19 protein-coding genes are annotated in these 16,632 nt (G+C 66.5%); 12 read left to right on the top strand and 7 right to left on the bottom strand.

Annotated features, from left to right (window positions below; translation table 11 throughout):
- Positions 1–48 precede the first annotated feature (48 nt).
- On the bottom strand, positions 49–669 hold the full coding sequence (locus tag ACWMMN_RS21245) for a TetR/AcrR family transcriptional regulator (RefSeq protein ID WP_059239722.1): 621 nt from the start codon (positions 667–669) through the stop codon (positions 49–51).
- Between the two features lie 116 nt (positions 670–785).
- Between ACWMMN_RS21245 and ACWMMN_RS21240 the strand changes: the two genes are divergently transcribed.
- The 3 genes from ACWMMN_RS21240 to ACWMMN_RS21230 all read left to right on the top strand — a co-directional run bounded on the left by ACWMMN_RS21240 (position 786) and on the right by ACWMMN_RS21230 (position 4,249).
- Positions 786–1,067: a darcynin family protein gene (locus ACWMMN_RS21240; protein ID WP_486423914.1), complete on the top strand. Its 282-nt coding sequence runs from the start codon at positions 786–788 to the stop codon at positions 1,065–1,067.
- A gap of 204 nt (positions 1,068–1,271) precedes the next feature.
- Positions 1,272–2,660, top strand: coding sequence for an MFS transporter (locus ACWMMN_RS21235; protein WP_059239718.1), 1,389 nt, complete (start codon positions 1,272–1,274; stop codon positions 2,658–2,660).
- Between the two features lie 377 nt (positions 2,661–3,037).
- Positions 3,038–4,249, top strand: coding sequence for a winged helix-turn-helix domain-containing protein (locus tag ACWMMN_RS21230; RefSeq protein WP_174994424.1), 1,212 nt, complete (start codon positions 3,038–3,040; stop codon positions 4,247–4,249).
- 55 nt (positions 4,250–4,304) lie between these two features.
- Here the strand turns inward: ACWMMN_RS21230 and ACWMMN_RS21225 are convergent, their stop codons facing one another.
- From ACWMMN_RS21225 to ACWMMN_RS21215, 3 genes are all read right to left on the bottom strand, one after another.
- Positions 4,305–4,523 (bottom strand): DUF1653 domain-containing protein, encoded by a 219-nt coding sequence (locus ACWMMN_RS21225; protein WP_006480837.1) that lies wholly within the window; start codon positions 4,521–4,523, stop codon positions 4,305–4,307.
- 57 nt (positions 4,524–4,580) lie between these two features.
- The gene (locus ACWMMN_RS21220) at positions 4,581–5,024 is read right to left on the bottom strand and encodes a GNAT family N-acetyltransferase (protein ID WP_256086109.1); all 444 of its coding nucleotides are present in this window, start codon (positions 5,022–5,024) and stop codon (positions 4,581–4,583) included.
- A gap of 194 nt (positions 5,025–5,218) precedes the next feature.
- Positions 5,219–5,641: a DUF4087 domain-containing protein gene (locus tag ACWMMN_RS21215; RefSeq protein ID WP_217468178.1), complete on the bottom strand. Its 423-nt coding sequence runs from the start codon at positions 5,639–5,641 to the stop codon at positions 5,219–5,221.
- Positions 5,642–5,807: 166 nt separating this feature from the next.
- Here ACWMMN_RS21215 and ACWMMN_RS21210 point away from each other — a divergent pair, with 166 nt between their 5' ends.
- The 3 genes from ACWMMN_RS21210 to ACWMMN_RS21200 all read left to right on the top strand — a co-directional run bounded on the left by ACWMMN_RS21210 (position 5,808) and on the right by ACWMMN_RS21200 (position 8,238).
- On the top strand, positions 5,808–6,638 hold the full coding sequence (locus ACWMMN_RS21210) for a substrate-binding domain-containing protein (protein ID WP_486423913.1): 831 nt from the start codon (positions 5,808–5,810) through the stop codon (positions 6,636–6,638).
- Between the two features lie 17 nt (positions 6,639–6,655).
- Entirely contained in the window at positions 6,656–7,279 is a 624-nt protein-coding gene (locus tag ACWMMN_RS21205; protein ID WP_340624727.1) for an HAD hydrolase-like protein, read from the top strand.
- A gap of 380 nt (positions 7,280–7,659) precedes the next feature.
- Positions 7,660–8,238 carry a DUF4142 domain-containing protein gene (locus ACWMMN_RS21200; protein ID WP_059239707.1) on the top strand — a complete coding sequence of 193 codons (579 nt, stop codon included), beginning with the start codon at positions 7,660–7,662 and terminating at the stop codon, positions 8,236–8,238.
- 92 nt (positions 8,239–8,330) lie between these two features.
- On the opposite strand, the gene ACWMMN_RS21195 is transcribed toward ACWMMN_RS21200, so the two are convergent.
- Complete coding sequence (locus tag ACWMMN_RS21195) at positions 8,331–8,930, bottom strand: GNAT family N-acetyltransferase (protein WP_256086107.1); 600 nt, start codon at positions 8,928–8,930, stop codon at positions 8,331–8,333.
- 56 nt (positions 8,931–8,986) lie between these two features.
- On the bottom strand, positions 8,987–9,901 hold the full coding sequence (locus ACWMMN_RS21190) for a LysR family transcriptional regulator (RefSeq protein ID WP_059239703.1): 915 nt from the start codon (positions 9,899–9,901) through the stop codon (positions 8,987–8,989).
- A gap of 109 nt (positions 9,902–10,010) precedes the next feature.
- Between ACWMMN_RS21190 and lysA the strand changes: the two genes are divergently transcribed.
- The 6 genes from lysA to ACWMMN_RS21160 all read left to right on the top strand — a co-directional run bounded on the left by lysA (position 10,011) and on the right by ACWMMN_RS21160 (position 15,778).
- Entirely contained in the window at positions 10,011–11,249 is a 1,239-nt protein-coding gene (lysA, locus tag ACWMMN_RS21185) for a diaminopimelate decarboxylase (protein ID WP_174994428.1), read from the top strand.
- Positions 11,250–11,830: 581 nt separating this feature from the next.
- On the top strand, positions 11,831–12,631 hold the full coding sequence (locus ACWMMN_RS21180) for a transporter substrate-binding domain-containing protein (protein WP_256086106.1): 801 nt from the start codon (positions 11,831–11,833) through the stop codon (positions 12,629–12,631).
- Positions 12,632–12,698: 67 nt separating this feature from the next.
- Positions 12,699–13,358 (top strand): amino acid ABC transporter permease, encoded by a 660-nt coding sequence (locus ACWMMN_RS21175; protein WP_059239696.1) that lies wholly within the window; start codon positions 12,699–12,701, stop codon positions 13,356–13,358.
- A 43-nt stretch (positions 13,359–13,401) separates the two neighbouring features.
- Complete coding sequence (locus ACWMMN_RS21170) at positions 13,402–14,127, top strand: amino acid ABC transporter ATP-binding protein (protein ID WP_342706005.1); 726 nt, start codon at positions 13,402–13,404, stop codon at positions 14,125–14,127.
- A gap of 50 nt (positions 14,128–14,177) precedes the next feature.
- Positions 14,178–15,359, top strand: coding sequence for a cystathionine beta-lyase (metC, locus tag ACWMMN_RS21165; protein WP_486423912.1), 1,182 nt, complete (start codon positions 14,178–14,180; stop codon positions 15,357–15,359).
- 74 nt (positions 15,360–15,433) lie between these two features.
- The gene (locus ACWMMN_RS21160; protein WP_174994430.1) at positions 15,434–15,778 is read left to right on the top strand and encodes a DUF3088 domain-containing protein; all 345 of its coding nucleotides are present in this window, start codon (positions 15,434–15,436) and stop codon (positions 15,776–15,778) included.
- A gap of 85 nt (positions 15,779–15,863) precedes the next feature.
- Here ACWMMN_RS21160 and ACWMMN_RS21155 read toward each other — a convergent pair whose 3' ends face one another.
- Complete coding sequence (locus tag ACWMMN_RS21155; protein WP_256086105.1) at positions 15,864–16,565, bottom strand: helix-turn-helix transcriptional regulator; 702 nt, start codon at positions 16,563–16,565, stop codon at positions 15,864–15,866.
- Between the last annotated feature and the right edge of the window lie 67 nt (positions 16,566–16,632).

The raw sequence follows: 16,632 nt of genomic DNA, 5'->3' as shown, positions 1-16,632 counted from the left end.
GTCATGTTGTGGTGCGAATGGGTCCGACTGTCGCACGAAACGTGCGCATCAAGCAAGTTTCGATTCGCGCAGATAACCGCGCACGGCCCGCCACGCACGCGCTTCGAGCGCCTCCGCATCGGTCTCGCCGCGCGCGCCCGCCGCGTCGACGATGCCTTTCACGATCGCGAGCAGATCGTGCGCGACGACGTCGGGCGCCGCGACGCGCGGCGCATCGCGCCGCCCGAGCGCATGCAGCAGCGTCGCGTGGATACGGTCCACGACGCGTGCGGCGCGCGCACCGAGCGGCAGCCGCGCTTCCTCGAAATCGATCAGCCGCGCGAGCACGGGCCGGCGCATCTGGTGCGCGACGGCCCCGCGCACCAGCATGCGCAGCACGTCGTCGCAGGACGACAGCGCGGCAGCCCGGTCGACGTCGTCGAGCAGATGCGCACTCTCGCGCTCGACGAGCGCGGCCGTCAGCGCATCGCGATTCGGGAAGTATTGATAGAGCGAGCCGATGCTCACGCCGGCCAGCGCCGCGACCGCGTTCGTCGTGTAACCGTCGAAGCCGTCGCGCTCCAGAATGCGAGCGGCGGCCTCGACGATCGCATCGACGGTCGCCACCGAACGGCGCTGGCGCGGCGCCTTGCGGGGCGAAAGCGGAATGCGGGAAGACGATTCGGACATGGCGGGAATGCGAGTTTCCAATATGAGCGAACGCTCATATTCTAGAAACGCACGTCCGCTCCGTCAAAAGGAATCGACATGACTCAGCCAACACTTCGACGCCGCTCACCGTGTGCATGCTCGCGAAGACCCGCCCCGAACGGCTCGGCTGTCCCGCGCCCGAACGCTTCCGGCTGCGGCGCGAACACGTCGAGCCGATTCGGCAGACGCGCAGCGAACGCGTGTCGCTGCGCTTCTACGACACCGCGCTCCACTCGGTGCGCGTGACCGACGTGCGGGTGTGGGACGCACGGGATCGCCACACATACGAACACGTCGTCGAGGCGCTGCGCGACGCGCCGTTCCGGGATCGCTGCTTCGACAGCGCCGGGATTCTGCCGGGCATCGAGAACGCATAGGCGTCCAATCATGACGAGGCCGCGCTGTCCGCCAGCTGAGTACATGCGCACGCATGCCCGGTGCACGTACCGCGCATGCGCAGTCGTTCTTTCTGCACGCTCGCCAGAAAAGACGACTGTTGCAACATGCGAAACATCTGTTGTCATGCGTGACTCAACGGTCACATTGTGGGCATAATGACGTCTTTACCGCGCGCCCAGCCCATGTCGCCCGTCTTTCTAGCACCGCTCATCGTTGCCTGTGCGTTGTTCATGGAAAGCGTCGACGCGAACATCATCGTCACCGCACTGCCTGCGATGGCGAGGGACTTCGGGCACAACCCCGTCACACTGAACATCGCGATCACGGCCTACGTGGTCGGGCTCGGCGTATTCATCCCGATCTGCGGATGGCTCGCCGACCGCTTCAGCGCGCGTGCCGTGTTCCGCACCGCGATCGGCATCTTCGTCGTCGGCTCGCTGATGTGCGCGGCGTCCAACTCGCTCGGCGTGCTCACGTTCGCGCGCTTCATCCAGGGTGTCGGCGGCGCAATGATGGTGCCGGTGGGCCGCATCATCATCTTCCGCGCGGTGCCGCGCTCCGATCTTGTGCGCGCGATGAACTACCTCGCGATTCCCGCGCTGTTCGGGCCCACGGTCGGGCCGCTCGTCGGCGGCTTCATCACGACCTACCTGCACTGGCGGATGATCTTCTTCATCAACGTACCGATCGGCATCTACGGGATCTATCTCGCGAGCAAGCACATCGCGAACACGCACGAGCCCGATCCCGGCCCGCTCGACTGGTTCGGCTTCCTGCTGTCGGCGAGCGGCGCCGCGCTGCTGCTGATGGGGCTCACGCTGATCGACGGCTCGCTCACGTCGCGCTCGAATGCGATCTTCATGTGCGTGGCCGGTACCGCGATGCTCGCGCTCTACGTGCCGTATGCGCGCCGCAAGGAGCGCCCGGTGCTCGACCTCAGTTTCCTGAAGATCCCGACGTATCACGCGAGCGTCGTCGGCGGGTCGCTGTTCCGCATCGGCCTCGGCGCGGTGCCGTTCCTGCTGCCGCTCGCGCTGCAGGAAGGGCTCGGGATGAGCGCGTTCCACTCGGGGCTCATCACGTGCGCGTCCGCGCTGGGCGGCGCGATGAGCCGGTCGACGGCCACGTATACGCTGCGCCGCTTCGGCTTTCGTACGGTGCTGATCTACAACGCGGCATTCGCGGGGCTCGCGATCGCTGCGTACGGCGTGTTCCATCCCGGCATGCCGACCTGGGCGATCTGGCTGATCGTGCTCGTCGGCGGCATCTTCCCCGCGCTGCAGTTCACGAGCCTGAACTCGATGATCTACGCGGACATCTCGCCGCGCGACGCCGGCCGCGCGACGAGCCTCGGCAGCGTCGTGCAGCAGATGTCGCTCGGCCTCGGCGTGACGGTGGCCGGCCTCGTGCTGCATGTGTCTCACTGGCTGCAGGGCCACCAGGCGATGGTGTGGTCGGATTTCTGGCCCGCGTTCCTCGTGGTCGGGCTGTGCTCGTTCGCGTCGATTCCGATCACGCGGCGGCTGCCGCCCGGTGCCGGCGACGAAGTCGCACGCGGCAAGCGGCAATGAATGGCCGATGCGGCGGAATCGTTTCCGCCGCCATCGCATGACCCGCCGCGCGGCGACGGGTGAAAAACCGGAAATACAAAAAAATCAGCGGACATCCACTCGGGGCCGGTGCACAGCCGCATGGATGTCCGCTCAGGGCTCCTGGATTCCCGATGGGGGTTGAGAATCCCGGATTCGCTTCCTGCGTGCCATGGACATATGTGCGTCGGAAGCGGAATCGTTGCGCGCACGTGTCGTCGCGCCATGAACTGCACTATAGGGAAACTTGCGAAACGCATCTGTCAACCATTGTCAGACGCGTTGCAGCGGCGCGTCGCACGCGCGCGCCGCTTTCGCGCTAAAGTGGTCCCCGATCGTCACCCTCGACCGCCCTTCCGATGCTTACGCTCTCGCCCGCCGCCGCCCGCGCGCTGCATCTCGCCGCGCAGGGCCTGCTGACACCGCCCCGCCGCAAGGCGACCAAGCCCGACGTGCTCGACACGATCCGCCGGATGGCGCAGTTGCAGATCGACACCATCCATGTCGTCGCCCGCAGCCCGTATCTCGTGCTGTTCAGCCGCCTTGGCGACTACTCGCCGCAGTGGCTCGACGAACACCTCGCCGAGGCGCGCCTGTTCGAATACTGGTCGCACGAAGCGTGTTTCCTGCCGGTCGAGCAATTCGGGCTGATGCGCTACAAGATGCTCGATCCGTCGGGGATGGGCTGGAAATACGCGGCCGAATGGCACGAGCAGAATCGTCCCGACATCGAGCGGCTGCTCGCGCGGATTCGCGAAGGCGGCCCGGTGCGGTCGGCCGACTTCGTGCGCGAGGATGGCGCGAAGGGCAACGGCTGGTGGGATCGCAAGCCGGAGAAACAGCACCTGGAGGTACTGTTCACGACGGGCGACCTGATGGTATCGGAACGCCGCAATTTCCAGCGCGTGTACGACGTGCGCGAGCGCGTGCTGCCTGGCTGGGACGACACGCGTGACCTGCCGCCGCGCGATGCCGTCCTGCCGGCGTTGCTCGACTACACATGCCGCGCGCTCGGCGTCGTGCGCGCGGACTGGGTGGCCGACTACTACCGGCTGCCGCGCCGTTCGTACCGTGTGGAGCTGGAGCGGCTCGCGGACGCGGGCGACCTGATCCCGGTGCAGATCGACGACTGGCAGGAACCGGCCTACGTGCACCGCTCGCTCGAAGCGTTGCTGCCGGCCGCCGAGGCCGACACGCTGCGCTCGACGGTCACGACGCTGCTGTCACCGTTCGATCCGGTCGTCTGGGACCGGCGGCGCGCATCGACGCTGTTCGGTTTCGACTACACGATCGAGTGCTATACGCCCGAACCCAAGCGGCGCTACGGCTATTTCTGCCTGCCCGTGCTGCATCGCGGCCGGCTGGTCGGCCGCGTCGATGCGAAAGCGCATCGCACGCTGGGCACGTTCGAACTGAAAGCGGTGCATGTCGAGCCGGGCGTGCGCTTCGGCACGGGGCTCGCGGCCGACGTCGCGAAGGCCGTGAAGAAACTCGCGGCGTGGCACGGCACGCCGGCGGTGACGGTCAAGCATGCGCCACCCGAGTTGATGCAGGCGCTGGCCGGCGCGTAACGGGGGAGCGTTCGCGCAGCCGGCCCTCCCGGCAGCGCACGCTGCCGGGAGCCGATCAGTCGCGCAGCTTGCGGAAGCGCGGCGTGCCGTCTTCGAGATTGCCGTTGAACATCGCTTCCGGCCGCACCCACAGCCCGCGCGCATGCGGCCACAGATGCTCGTACACGACCACCGATTCCTCGGTTTCGGAATGGCGGGCAACGCCGATGTAGCGGTACAGCCCGCCCTTGTAGTGACGATGCGTCGCGAGCTGTTCGGCTTCCTGTTCGGTCATGGTGTGCTTCTCTTCGGCAAAAACGGAAAGCGCGTATTGTATGCGCTGCGCCGCGCGTCAGCGTTTCGCGTAGATGTCGGGGCGGCGGATCTCCATCAGCCGCTCGGGGTTCGCGGACGGCCCGAAGCCGACCGGCCGGTACAGCTCGTGCGCGTCGGTCGTCACGAGCATGATGCGACGCAGCCGCTGCACCATGTCCTGCGCGAATACATGGTCGATCAGCGCGCGCCCGTAGCCGTTGCCGCGTTCGGCCGGCAGCACGAACACGTCGCACAGGTATGCGAACGTCGCGTGATCGGTGACGAGCCGCGCGAACCCGACGAGCCGGTCGCCGACGTACGCGCCGAAGCACAGTGAACCCTCGATCGCCTTCTCGACCACGTCGCGCGGAATGCCCTGCGACCAGTATGCGTCGCGATGCAGGAAGTCGTAGATCGCGTCGATGTCGAGTTCGCGCTTGTCGGTGGAAAATCTCAGCATGGCGGGGGCGGCTGCGGGCACGGCTGTTCTCCGGTCGGGGGTGGAAGGCGAAGCTTCGACGATACCGCGCTGTGGTGCGGGGGACAAGGGACGCCCCCCATCCGCTGCGGCTGAACGCCGGCACGAACCGCCGGGGCCACGACGCCGATGACCATCAGATCGGCATCGTTTCTTGTCGCTATCACGGCGAGTAGCGCGGCCTCCCTCTCCGCTCGTTACGGCGCCGGCAACGTCTTGTCGGCCTTGCAACGCTTCAGCGGAAGCGGCTTCGCTGCCGCGATCCTTGTCACCTCGCGCGTACGCGGATCGATCTCCAGATCGAGGCATGCGCAGCCATAGCCGTGCATCCCCGCATTGGTGACGACCCAGCCGTGCTTCGACATGTCGGGCATCTCATCGAGGCCCGGCACCGGCTCGTTGCCCATGGTCGACAATGTCCAGCTGCCGTCCTTGTCGACCAGCCACCAGTTGGCCGGCGTCGGATTCTCGAGCCATCCGCAGCGTTTTACCGGGGCCGCGGCCACTTCCGTAGCGGCGGTCAACGCGAGGGTCGCGCCAAGCGCCCACATCGCACAACGGGCACGAGCGATTGTCATGTGATCGAATTCAGGCAGGAACAAGCATCGGGAAACCGCCATCGCGGACGCCGGACAGCATACCGGGCTTTCCTTCCCGCGTCGCGCGCCAGCCGGCAACATGCGCACGCCGCGCGGCACCCGCACGCATTTCGGTAGATCATGTAGCCCGTGCCGATCATTCGCGACCGCGCACCCCGACAAAGACAGACTGGAAGGAGACACGCCCATGCGCGCCCAAGCCGCACTCACCGCCGCTGCCCCCCGCCATTCCCTCGCGCGCCGCGCCGCGCTCTGGCTCGCCGCCGCCGCGCTCGCGTCCGCTACCTTGCCGGCCGATGCAGCCGAGTTGCGCGTGATGATCTCCGGCGGCTTCACGGCCGCGTACAAGCAACTGGGCCCCAGTTTCACCGCTTCATCCGGCGACACGCTCGACACGATCTCCGGCCCGTCGATGGGCCAGTCGAAGGAAGCGATCCCGAACCGCCTCGCGCGCGGCGAGAAGGCCGACGTGCTGATCATGGTCGGCTATGCGCTCGACCAGCTGATCGAGGAAGGCAAGGTGATTCCCGCGTCACGCGTCGAGCTTGCCGATTCGCGGATCGGCATGGTCGTGCGCGCCGGCGCGCCGAAGCCCGACATCGGCACCGTCGACCAGTTGAAGGACGTGCTGCTGCACGCGAAATCGGTCGCGTATTCGGACAGCGCGAGCGGCGTCTACGTCGAGAAGGAAATGTTCCGGAAGCTCGGCGTCGAGGAGCAGGTGAAGCCGAAGGCGAAGAAGGTGCCGCGTATCCCGGTTGCGTCCGTCGTTGCGACCGGCGACTATGAAATCGGCTTCCAGCAGGTCAGCGAACTGCTGCCGGTGCCGGGCGTCACGTATGCGGGCAAGGTGCCTGAATCCGTGCAGTCGGTCACGCGTTTCGCCGGCGGCATTCCGGTCGGCGCCGATCATCCGGAGGATGCGAAGAAGCTGCTCGACTATCTCGCTTCGCCGCAGGCGCAAGCGACGGTGCGGGCAACGGGTCTCGATTCGGTGACAATGTCACCCGCCCAATAAACCTGCCACATCGCTTCATGCCCTACCGCCTCATCGCATTCGACTTCGACGGCACGCTCGCCGATTCGCTCGACAGCTTTCTCGCGGCGCTGTCGGAAGCGTCGCGCCTGCACGGCTTTCGCGACGCCACCCCCGAACTGCGTCCCGCGCTGCGCGGGATGTCGGCGCGCGACATCATCCGCGCGCTCGACGTGCCGATGTGGAAGGTGCCGCGCGTAACGATCGACATGCGCCGGCTGATGCAGCCGCGCATCGCGCAAGTGATGCTGTTCCCCGGCGTCGATGAAACGTTCGACGCGCTCGCGATGCGCGGCATCCGCATCGCGATCGCCACGTCGAATACCGAAGACATCGTGCGCGACCGGCTCGGCACGCGCGCTTGCCGCCGCGTCGATCATTTCGCCTGCGGCATTCCGCTGTTCGGCAAGGCACGTCGTCTGCGCGCGCTGGTTCGCGAGGCCGGCATGCGCGCCGACGACGTGCTGTATGTCGGCGACGAAATCCGCGATGCCGAGGCCGCGCGGCGCGCACACATCGCGTTCCAGGGCGTCGCGTGGGGCTACACCGCGCCCGAAGCATTGCAGGCACATTGCGCAACGCCGTTGCTGCCGCGCCTCGACGCACTGCTCGATCGCGTGTGACGCCTCTCGCGCGTCGCAGGCATGCCCCGACACGTCGCTCGACGTGCACGACACGTCCAATGCAGATGGCACGTGCGCACATCGCATGCATTGCATGCGCCCCACGCGCGAAAAAATTGCCGCCATTGCGCGCACATCAGGTACGCAATACCTGCCCGCGGGTGAGCGCATCGATTCGTCTTACCATCGGTTACACAAGCCACAGCACGGTTGCACCTGCTACCCGACCGCTCTCCTAGAATCAGTCGGGCCGGGAAACACTTCGACCGGCGCCGCGGCAGAGCGGCGGTCGAATCCGGCCCGGGCGCGCCCGGTCTCTCGCACAGCGACGGATCACACGATCCGTTTTTCAACCAGAGCCCCGATCGAAAGGAGGTCTCATGAACCGCTTTCCCCAAATCTCGCGCCTTGCATTGTCTGCCGCTGGCCTGCTTCTCGTCGCCGTGACGGCGACCGCGCAAACCGCACAACCGGCACCGGCCACGCCTGCTGCGCCGGCCGCAGCCGCGACGCGCATCCACGAAGCCGACCAGGCCTTCATCACGGACGGCACGAAGACCGTGTCGACGCAGCACGACGCCGCACGCATCGCCGATGCGCGCACGTCGGACAGCCAGGTCAAGGCGTTCGCGCAACGCGTGTCGACCGACGATGAAAAGATCATCCAGGCGATGCGCGCGGCAAGCCCGCGCGGCGTCGACGTGCCGGCCAACGACCCGGACACGGCCGTGCTCGGCAGCATCAAGAACCTGCGCGGCGCCGAGTTCGACAAGGCGTATATCGAGCAGGTCGCACTCGCCGGCCAGCAGAAGGCGATCTCGGCATTCCAGGCCGAAATCGCGTCGGGCCGCGACACGAAGCTGAAGGAAGTCGCTCGCCAGTCGCTGCCGATCCTGCAGGCGCACTACGCAGACGCGCAGAAGCTCGCGCAACGTCACCACCTCGCATCGGCGCAGTAACGCGATGCAGCGCCGCGCTCCGTGCGCGGCGCACCGCTTCCCCGTCGTCGCGCTGCCGCCTCCCCTGCCGGTAGCGCGATGCACGTCACACGTTACGTCGCGAGCTTCGCCTCAAGTCGCGCACGCACCTCCGGCCATTCGTCGTCGATGATGCTGAAGCGCACCGAATTGCGCTTGCGGCCGTCGGGCATGATCCGCTCGTGACGCACGATGCCTTCCTGTTTTGCCCCGAGCCGCAGGATCGCCGCACGCGATTTCTCGTTCAGTTCGTCCGTCGTGAACTGCACGCGCACGCACTGCAGCGTGTCGAACGCATAGGCCAGCAGCAACCGCTTCGCTTCGGTATTCGCGCGCGTGCGCTGCGCCGATTCGCTCAGCCACGTATGGCCGATCTCGAGCTTGCGGTTCTTGCGGTCGACCTTCCAGAAGCGCGTGCTGCCGATCACGCGGCCCGATGCGCGATCGACGATCACGAACGGCATCACGGTGCCGGCCGCGCGCCCCTGCAATGCCGTATCGATATACGCGTCGACCGTCTCCGCGCCCGGCACGACCGTGACCTTGAGGTTCCACAACTCGCCGTCGGCCGCAGCGTCCAGCAGCGCCTGCCGGTCGGATCGGTCGAGCGGCCGCAGGACGACGCGTTCGCCGGTGAGAGTCGGTGGTTCGAGGGCAGACGATGCGGCGGTCATGACGAGATTCCGGAAAGTGAGGACGATGGCGGCGAAACGCCCATCATACGGTGCCGCTAGCCGAGGTGTGCGGCAAGCCTGCGCCGGATCGCCTTCGCTTCGCCGCGCAGCGCATCGGCGAACGCATCGACGAGCAGGCTCTTCGGCCGGTGCTCGGGCACGATCACGCTGACCCGGTACGGAAACGACCGCGTGAGCGGCCGCACGTGCAGGTCGCGCCCGACGAAATCGAGCGCGGTCAGCGGATTGACGATCGCGGCGCCGAGCCCCTGCCGCACGAACGCACACACCGACACGGCCGACGGCGTGTCGACCACCGAGCGCGGCGCGACGCCGAGTTGTGCGAATGCCTCGTCGATCAGGATGCGGTACGGATCGTTCAGCGACAGGCTCACGAACGGGCGATCGGCGAGATCCAGCAGATCGATCGCGTCCTGCGCGAGCAGCGGATGGCCGTCGGGCAGCACGCACACCTCATCCACTTCGAGCAGCGGCGTGAGCACAGTGCCGGCCGGCGCGACGTCATGCTCGGTCAGCCCGAGGTCGTAACGCTGCGCGGTCAGCCATTCTTCGAGCACCGGCGATTCCTGGGTCGCGACCGACACGCTGACGCCCGCGTGGGCCTCGTGAAAACGCCGGCACGCGCCGGGCAGGATCGCGTGCGAGAACGCCGGCAGCGCGATCACCGACAGCTGGCCGTCGCGAAACTCGCGCAGGCGCGCGGCCGTTGCCGCCACGCGTTCGAGCCCCACATACGCGAGCCGCACGTCGTCGAACAGCGTCAGCGCGGCCATCGTCGGCCGCAGCCGGCCGTGCGTGCGCTCGAACAGCGCGAAGCCGACGACCTGCTCCATCCGCGCGAGCTCGCGGCTGACCGTCGGCTGCGACGTGTACAGCATCTCGGCCGCGCGCGTCGTGCTGCCGGTGACCATCAGCGCGCGAAACACTTCGATATGACGGTGCGTCAGCATGATCTTCTATATCAGAAATGAATCGTGTTTGGATAAACAGGCATTTTACTGTATAGGCGATCAGGTGCATCATCCACGCTATCCGTTCTTTCGATCCGATTCATCCGCCATGTCCCTCGATTCCCGCCAGCTCGCGACGCTCGCGCAGCAATACGGCACCCCGCTGTGGGTGTACGACGCCGACGTCATCCGCGACCGCATCGCCCAACTGCGCCAGTTCGACGTGATCCGCTATGCGCAGAAGGCGAACTCGAACATCCATATCCTGAAGCTGATGCGCGAAGCAGGCGCGTGCGTCGACGCCGTGTCGCTCGGCGAAATCGAGCGCAGCCTCGCAGCGGGCTTCAGCCCGGCCGGCGAGCCGGAAGGCGTCGTGTTCACGGCCGACCTGATCGACCGCCCGACGCTCGCGGCGGTGCTGAAGCATGGCGTGACCGTCAACGCCGGTTCGCTCGACATGCTCGCGCGCATCGGCGAGCACGCGCCGGGCCACCGCGTGTGGCTGCGCGTCAACCCCGGCTTCGGCCACGGCCACAGCAACAAGACCAACACCGGCGGCCCGCAAAGCAAGCACGGCATCTGGATCGACGACGTGCCGCGCGCGATCGAGATCGTGCGCCAGTACGGGCTGAAGCTCGTCGGCATCCACATGCACATCGGCTCGGGCGTCGACTACGGCCACCTGTCGCAGGTCTGCGATGCAATGGTCGATCTCGTCACGTCGCTCGGCCATGACATCGACGCGATTTCGGCCGGCGGCGGACTGTCGATCCCGTATCGCGACGGCGAGCCGCGTGTCGACGTCGGTCACTATTTCAGCCAGTGGGACGCCGCGCGCAAGCGGATCGAACGTCACCTCGGCCACCCGGTGCGCATCGAGATCGAACCGGGCCGCTTCCTCGTCGCGGAAGCCGGCACGCTCGTCACCGAGGTGCAGGCCGTGAACCGCCGGCCGAAGCATGATTTCGTGCTGATCGACGCGGGCTTCAACGACCTGATGCGCCCGTCGATGTACGGCAGCTACCACGCGGTATCCGTGCATGCGCACGATGGCGCGCTGCCCGCCGGCCGGCCGGCCGTCGATCTCGCGATCGCGGGGCCGCTGTGCGAATCGGGCGACGTGTTCACGCAGGACGCGGGCGGCGTGGTCACGCACCGCAAGCTCCCGCAACCGCAGATCGGCGACCTGCTGTTCCTGCACGACGCGGGCGCATACGGCGCATCGATGTCCTCGAACTACAACAGCCGGCCGCTCGCGCCGGAAGTGCTCGTCGATCATGGCGCGCCGCGGTTGATCCGCCGCCGGCAGACCATTGAAGAACTGCTTGCGCTCGAGACGTTCGAGTAACACGCATCCTTCGCGACGAAGGCCAACGGCCAGGCTTGCCACTACCGGCAGCCTGGCCGTTTTGCTTCTGGATCGCAGCCCGGAGCAACCGCCGGCGCGTGCCGTAGCACCGCCTCCCTCCCATCACGCGCAACCGCAGCAGATCGCATGCGCCACCTCTCGCACGCAGAGAAAAACATTCCACGTCGCGTGAAAAGTGCACGCATCTTTGGAAACACATTCCCTTTTGACAAAACTAAGATTGCCCTCAGTCGCACCGCATTCCTGTCGCCGGATACGCATCTGCGATGCATCCGGTCCACCACACTCGCAATGCTGTACGGGCAATCATGAATCGCACGCTTGAACGCTTCGCCGCGCACGCCGGCCTTCGCCACGGCTCGCGCGCCGGCCGCTCCGCTCCGCACGCGCACCGGTCCTTCATCGCGCCCGAACGCATGCCGTAACGCACGGCATCGCGCGCGGCGAGCCACGACACTCGCCGCGCCTCACGGCTTCACCGACTTCCCGCCCACGGCGACGCTGCCCGTCGCCGCGGCGTTGCACACCCTGAATTTTCGACAACAACCCCGGAGACAACCATGAAGCACTTCACCCCGACGTTCAAGCAAGGCATCGCGGCCGCCCTCCTCTGCATCGCGGCCGCGACGTCGCACGCAGCCGACCTGCTCGACACCGTCAAGCAGGCCGGCGTGCTGAAGATCGCACTGGAAGGCACCTACCCGCCGTTCGACTACCGCAATGCCGACGGTCAGCTCGAAGGCTTCGACGTCGACGTCGCGAAGGCGGTTGCCACCCGCCTCGGCGTGAAGCCGCAGTTCGTGACGACCGAATGGAGCGGGATTCTTGCGGGCCTGCAGGCCGGCAAGTTCGACGTGATCGTCAACCAGGTCGCAATCACGCCGTCGCGCCAGCAGGCGCTCGACTTCAGCGCGCCGTACGTGTATTCGTCCGCGCAACTGTTGCAACGGCAAAACGATGCGCGCGCATTCAAGTCGCTCGACGAGCTGAAAGGCAAGAAGGTCGGCGTGACGATGGGCAGCAACTACGTCGACCTGGTCAAGACCGTGCCCGCGATCGACCTGCAGGTCTACCCCGGTACGCCGGAAAACCTGCGCGACCTCGCCGCCGGCCGGCTCGATGCGGCGGTCAACGATCGCCTGATGCTCAACTACCTGATCAAGAACTCCCACCTGCCGCTGCGCCCGGGTTCCGTGCTCGCGGGCGGCGAGGACCGGATGGGCATCCCGTTCCGCAAGGGCAATCCGAAATTCGCGAAGGCGATCGACGACGCAGTGGCATCGCTGCAGCAGGACGGCACGCTGAAGAAGATCTCGATGCAGTGGTTCGGCACGGACACGACCAAGCCGGTGACGCAATAACGCAGCCCGCCCCGCGCCCGCGCGCCCGAACGCGCGGGCCGTCCGGCACACAATCAGGAGACACGCAATGGAAGCACTCCAACTGGTCATTCATACGCTGCCCGTGATGGTCAAGGGCGCCATGCTCACGCTGAAGTTCGCCGTCGCGTCGATGGCGCTGGGCCTCGTCGTCGGGCTCGTGATCGCGATCATGCGCATCGGCAGCAACCGGCTTGCCGCCAGCCTCGCGCAAGGCTACGTCAGCCTGATGCGCGGCACGCCGCTGCTCGTGCAGATGTTCGTCGTCTACTACGGACTGCCCGATCTCGGCATCACCCTCGACCCCACGACGGCCGGCATCTTCACGCTGACGCTCAATGCGGGCGCCTACCTGTCCGAAAGCATGCGCGGCGCGATTCTCGGCATCGGGCGCGGGCAATGGGCCGCCGCACACAGTCTCGGTCTCACGCACGTGCAGACGCTGCGCTACATCGTCTGCCCGCAAGCGCTGCGCCTCGCGGTGCCGAGCCTCGGCAACACGCTGATCAGCCTGATCAAGGACACGTCGCTGGTCTCCGTGATCACCGTCACCGAATTGCTGCGCTCGACGCAGGAAGTGATCGCCGCGACGTTCCAGCCGCTGCCGCTCTATCTCGCTGCCGCCGCGATCTACTGGGTCCTCAGCACGCTGCTCACGCGGCTTCAGGGTCGCGTCGAGACGCGCCTCGCGCTGCCGTCCACGCATTGAACGCGTATCCGGCACTCACATGAACTCCATCGACGGACAGAACATGATTACGCTCGACAACGTATCGAAATGGTATGGCAAGCACCAGGTGCTGTCGGCATGCAGCGCCGCAGTCTCGAAGGGCGAAGTGGTCGTCGTGTGCGGGCCGTCGGGCTCGGGCAAATCGACGCTGATCAAGACGATCAATGGCCTCGAACCGTTCCAGAAAGGCAGCATCACCGTCGACGGCACGCGGCTCGGCGATCCCGCCACGAAGCTTGCGCAGTTGCGCGCCCGCGTCGGCATGGTGTTCCAGCATTTCGAGCTGTTTCCGCACCTGTCGATCACCGACAACCTGACGCTGGCGCAGATCAAGGTGCTCGGCCGCCGCAAGGACGAGGCCGTCGAAAACGGCATGAAGCTGCTCGATCGTGTCGGCCTGAAGGCACACGCGCACAAGTATCCGGGGCAGTTGTCCGGCGGGCAGCAGCAGCGCGTCGCGATCGCGCGCGCGCTGTCGATGAACCCGGTCGCGATGCTGTTCGACGAACCGACCTCCGCGCTCGATCCCGAGATGATCAACGAAGTGCTCGACGTGATGGTCGAGCTCGCGCGCGAAGGCATGACGATGGTCTGCGTGACGCATGAAATGGGCTTCGCACGGAAGGTTGCGCATCGCGTGATCTTCATGGACCAGGGCGCGGTGGTCGAGGATGCGGCCAGCGACCGGTTCTTCGCGTCACCGCGCTCCGAACGCGCGCGCGACTTCCTCGACAAGATCCTGCATTGACCGCGCGACAGCTGCCCCGTTTCGATTGATCGACACCCCAAGGAGATATCTTGAACCCCCTGCATTCGACCGATACCGTTCTCGCCCATGAAGGCCGCGCACACGGCCAGCCCGGTTCGCCGGTAAACCCGCCCGTCTATCGCCAGTCGACGTTGCTCTTTCACGGCACCGACGCGCTCGACGCCGTACGCGGCACGCCGCTCGCGTACGGGCGTCATGGCAGCCCGACCACGCGCGCGCTAGAGAAAGCGCTCGCGCGGCTCGAGGGCGCACACGCCGCGCTGCTGACGCCAAGCGGCCTCAGTGCGATCACGACTGCACTGCTTGCTGTGCTGAATCCGGGCGACCATCTGCTGATGGCCGATTCCGTGTACGACCCGACCCGGTCGTTCTGCGACGAAACGCTGGCGCGCCTCGGCATCGAGACGACTTACTACGATCCGGCTATCGGCGCGAACATCGCGTCGCTGATGCGATCGAACACGCGCGCGGTGTTCGCCGAATCGCCGGGCTCGCTGACTTTCGAAGTGCAGGATATTCCGGCCATCAGTCGCGCCGCGCACGAGCACGGCGCAGTCGTGCTGCTCGACAACACCTGGGGCACGCCGCTGAACTTCCGCTCGTTCTCGCACGGTGTCGACGTGTCGATTCACGCCGCGACCAAATACATCGCCGGGCACTCCGACGTGTTGATGGGGGCGATCCTGACGACCGAGGCGCTCGCGCCGAAAGTCACGCGCTTCTACCGGCAACTCGGAATGACCGTCAGCGGTGACGACGCGTATCTCGCGCTGCGCGGCCTGCGTACGCTGTCGGTCCGGCTCGAGCGGCACCAGCGCAATGCACACGTGCTGACCGACTGGCTCTCGCAGCAGCCGGAAGTCGCGCGGATCCTCTATCCGGCGCGCCCCGGCGACGCGGGCCACGCGCTGTGGCAGCGCGATTTCACGGGCGCGTGCGGGTTGTTCGGTGTAGTGCTGCATCCGCAGGCCGACGAAGCCGTGCGCGCGCTGCTCGACGGCATGACCTGCTTCGGCATGGGGTATAGCTGGGGCGGCTTCGAAAGCCTGATCGTCCCGTCCAATCCGTCACGCCACCGTACCGCCACCCAATGGGAGGCAGCCGGCCCGCTGTTGCGGATTCATGCAGGGCTCGAGCATCCAGACGACATGATTGCCGACCTCGCCGCCGGCTTCGCGAGAATGCGCGCCGCCGCACTCGCGGAAGCGTGACATCCGGCGACGTCACGCATCGCCCCGCATCAGGTTTTCTTCGGCGTTTTTCCCTCTGTCATAGCGAGACCATCATGAAAGACACGCTGTTCATTCTTCGCCCGGGCTTCTTCAAGGACTCCGAAGGTCCGTTCTACTGCGGCGATTCGGTTTCCGTCGAAGGGCTGCTGAGTTTCTATCCGCAGTTACGCGACGCCATTGACGTCGAATACATCGACGCACCGCGTCCGCGCCAGCCGATCGTCACGCTGATCGGCGCGGACAACCAGTCGGCGCCCGTGCTCGTGCTCGGCGACGGACAGGCACCGAGCGACGACACCCTCGCGATTCGCGAGCACAACGGCCGGCGCTTCATCGATTCGCCCGCCGATATCCGGCGATACCTGTCGGCACAGTACGGCGTGGCGCACGTCGCATAAGCACACCGGCGCGTGCGGCCGCCCGGCCGCACGGAACGGGGCGCGCGATGCGCGGCCCGCTCTACGCCCCGTCACCGCCCGCGCATTACCTCACCGTCACCCGAACGTCGGCCCCCGCCGCGCGCCACGCCTTCAGCAACGCCGCGCGCCGCCGCGGGTAACGCAGATCCAGCCGTTCCAGCTCGACGATACGATCGGTCCGGAAATGCCGGAAGTCGTTCCGACCTTCGCACCACGCCGCCAGAATCCGCACGTCGTTGAAATAGCCGAGCGCGAATGGCCACACGATCCGTTCGTCGCTCGCCTGGCGGCCTTCACCCGCATATCGGATCCGGATCTTGCTCTCGGAACGGACCGCCGCACGCACGGCACCCATGTCGATGGTCTCCCGATCCTCGACCGTGCGCGGCCCGACGAGCAGCGTCGTGCACTCCATCTCGCGGCGCAGGTCGGCCGGCAGTACGGCGGAGATCTTCGCAAGCGCATCGGATGCAGCCGTCGTGAGCTGCGCATCGGCGAACTTCCCGACCCATCGAAAACCGAGCATCAGCGCTTCAAGTTCGGATTGCGAAAACATCAGCGGCGGCAGCATGAAACCGGCACGCAGTACGTAGCCGACACCTGGCTCGCCTGCAATGTCCGCCCCCTGCGCCTGCAGCGACGCGATGTCGCGATAGACCGTGCGCAGGCTAATGCCGAGTGCTTCGGCCAGCACGCGACCGCTCACCGGGAGGCGGTGGCGTCGCAGCAGCTGCAATAGCGAGAGCAATCGTTCGGCGCGCGTCATCGTTCAATGCTGCCATTTTCTGACAGCATCCGTTCATAGAATGGGACGCATCTTAATCGATACCCGG

The organism is Burkholderia cepacia complex sp. TUM26381 (assembly GCF_057439935.1).
Note: the sequence above shows the minus strand (reverse complement) of the source record. Positions and strands in the feature narration are given on the sequence as shown.

What these genes read in the sequence shown, in the direction of transcription:
- ACWMMN_RS21245 (WP_059239722.1), bottom strand. Translation starts at nt 669, where the DNA reads ATGTCCGAATCGTCTTCCCGCATTCCGCTTTCGCCCCGCAAGGCGCCG.
- ACWMMN_RS21240 (WP_486423914.1), top strand. Translation starts at nt 786, where the DNA reads ATGCTCGCGAAGACCCGCCCCGAACGGCTCGGCTGTCCCGCGCCCGAA.
- ACWMMN_RS21235 (WP_059239718.1), top strand. Translation starts at nt 1,272, where the DNA reads ATGTCGCCCGTCTTTCTAGCACCGCTCATCGTTGCCTGTGCGTTGTTC.
- ACWMMN_RS21230 (WP_174994424.1), top strand. Translation starts at nt 3,038, where the DNA reads ATGCTTACGCTCTCGCCCGCCGCCGCCCGCGCGCTGCATCTCGCCGCG.
- ACWMMN_RS21225 (WP_006480837.1), bottom strand. Translation starts at nt 4,523, where the DNA reads ATGACCGAACAGGAAGCCGAACAGCTCGCGACGCATCGTCACTACAAG.
- ACWMMN_RS21215 (WP_217468178.1), bottom strand. Translation starts at nt 5,641, where the DNA reads ATGGCGGTTTCCCGATGCTTGTTCCTGCCTGAATTCGATCACATGACA.
- ACWMMN_RS21210 (WP_486423913.1), top strand. Translation starts at nt 5,808, where the DNA reads ATGCGCGCCCAAGCCGCACTCACCGCCGCTGCCCCCCGCCATTCCCTC.
- ACWMMN_RS21205 (WP_340624727.1), top strand. Translation starts at nt 6,656, where the DNA reads ATGCCCTACCGCCTCATCGCATTCGACTTCGACGGCACGCTCGCCGAT.
- ACWMMN_RS21200 (WP_059239707.1), top strand. Translation starts at nt 7,660, where the DNA reads ATGAACCGCTTTCCCCAAATCTCGCGCCTTGCATTGTCTGCCGCTGGC.
- ACWMMN_RS21195 (WP_256086107.1), bottom strand. Translation starts at nt 8,930, where the DNA reads ATGACCGCCGCATCGTCTGCCCTCGAACCACCGACTCTCACCGGCGAA.
- ACWMMN_RS21190 (WP_059239703.1), bottom strand. Translation starts at nt 9,901, where the DNA reads ATGCTGACGCACCGTCATATCGAAGTGTTTCGCGCGCTGATGGTCACC.
- lysA (WP_174994428.1), top strand. Translation starts at nt 10,011, where the DNA reads ATGTCCCTCGATTCCCGCCAGCTCGCGACGCTCGCGCAGCAATACGGC.
- ACWMMN_RS21180 (WP_256086106.1), top strand. Translation starts at nt 11,831, where the DNA reads ATGAAGCACTTCACCCCGACGTTCAAGCAAGGCATCGCGGCCGCCCTC.
- ACWMMN_RS21175 (WP_059239696.1), top strand. Translation starts at nt 12,699, where the DNA reads ATGGAAGCACTCCAACTGGTCATTCATACGCTGCCCGTGATGGTCAAG.
- ACWMMN_RS21170 (WP_342706005.1), top strand. Translation starts at nt 13,402, where the DNA reads ATGATTACGCTCGACAACGTATCGAAATGGTATGGCAAGCACCAGGTG.
- ACWMMN_RS21160 (WP_174994430.1), top strand. Translation starts at nt 15,434, where the DNA reads ATGAAAGACACGCTGTTCATTCTTCGCCCGGGCTTCTTCAAGGACTCC.
- ACWMMN_RS21155 (WP_256086105.1), bottom strand. Translation starts at nt 16,565, where the DNA reads ATGACGCGCGCCGAACGATTGCTCTCGCTATTGCAGCTGCTGCGACGC.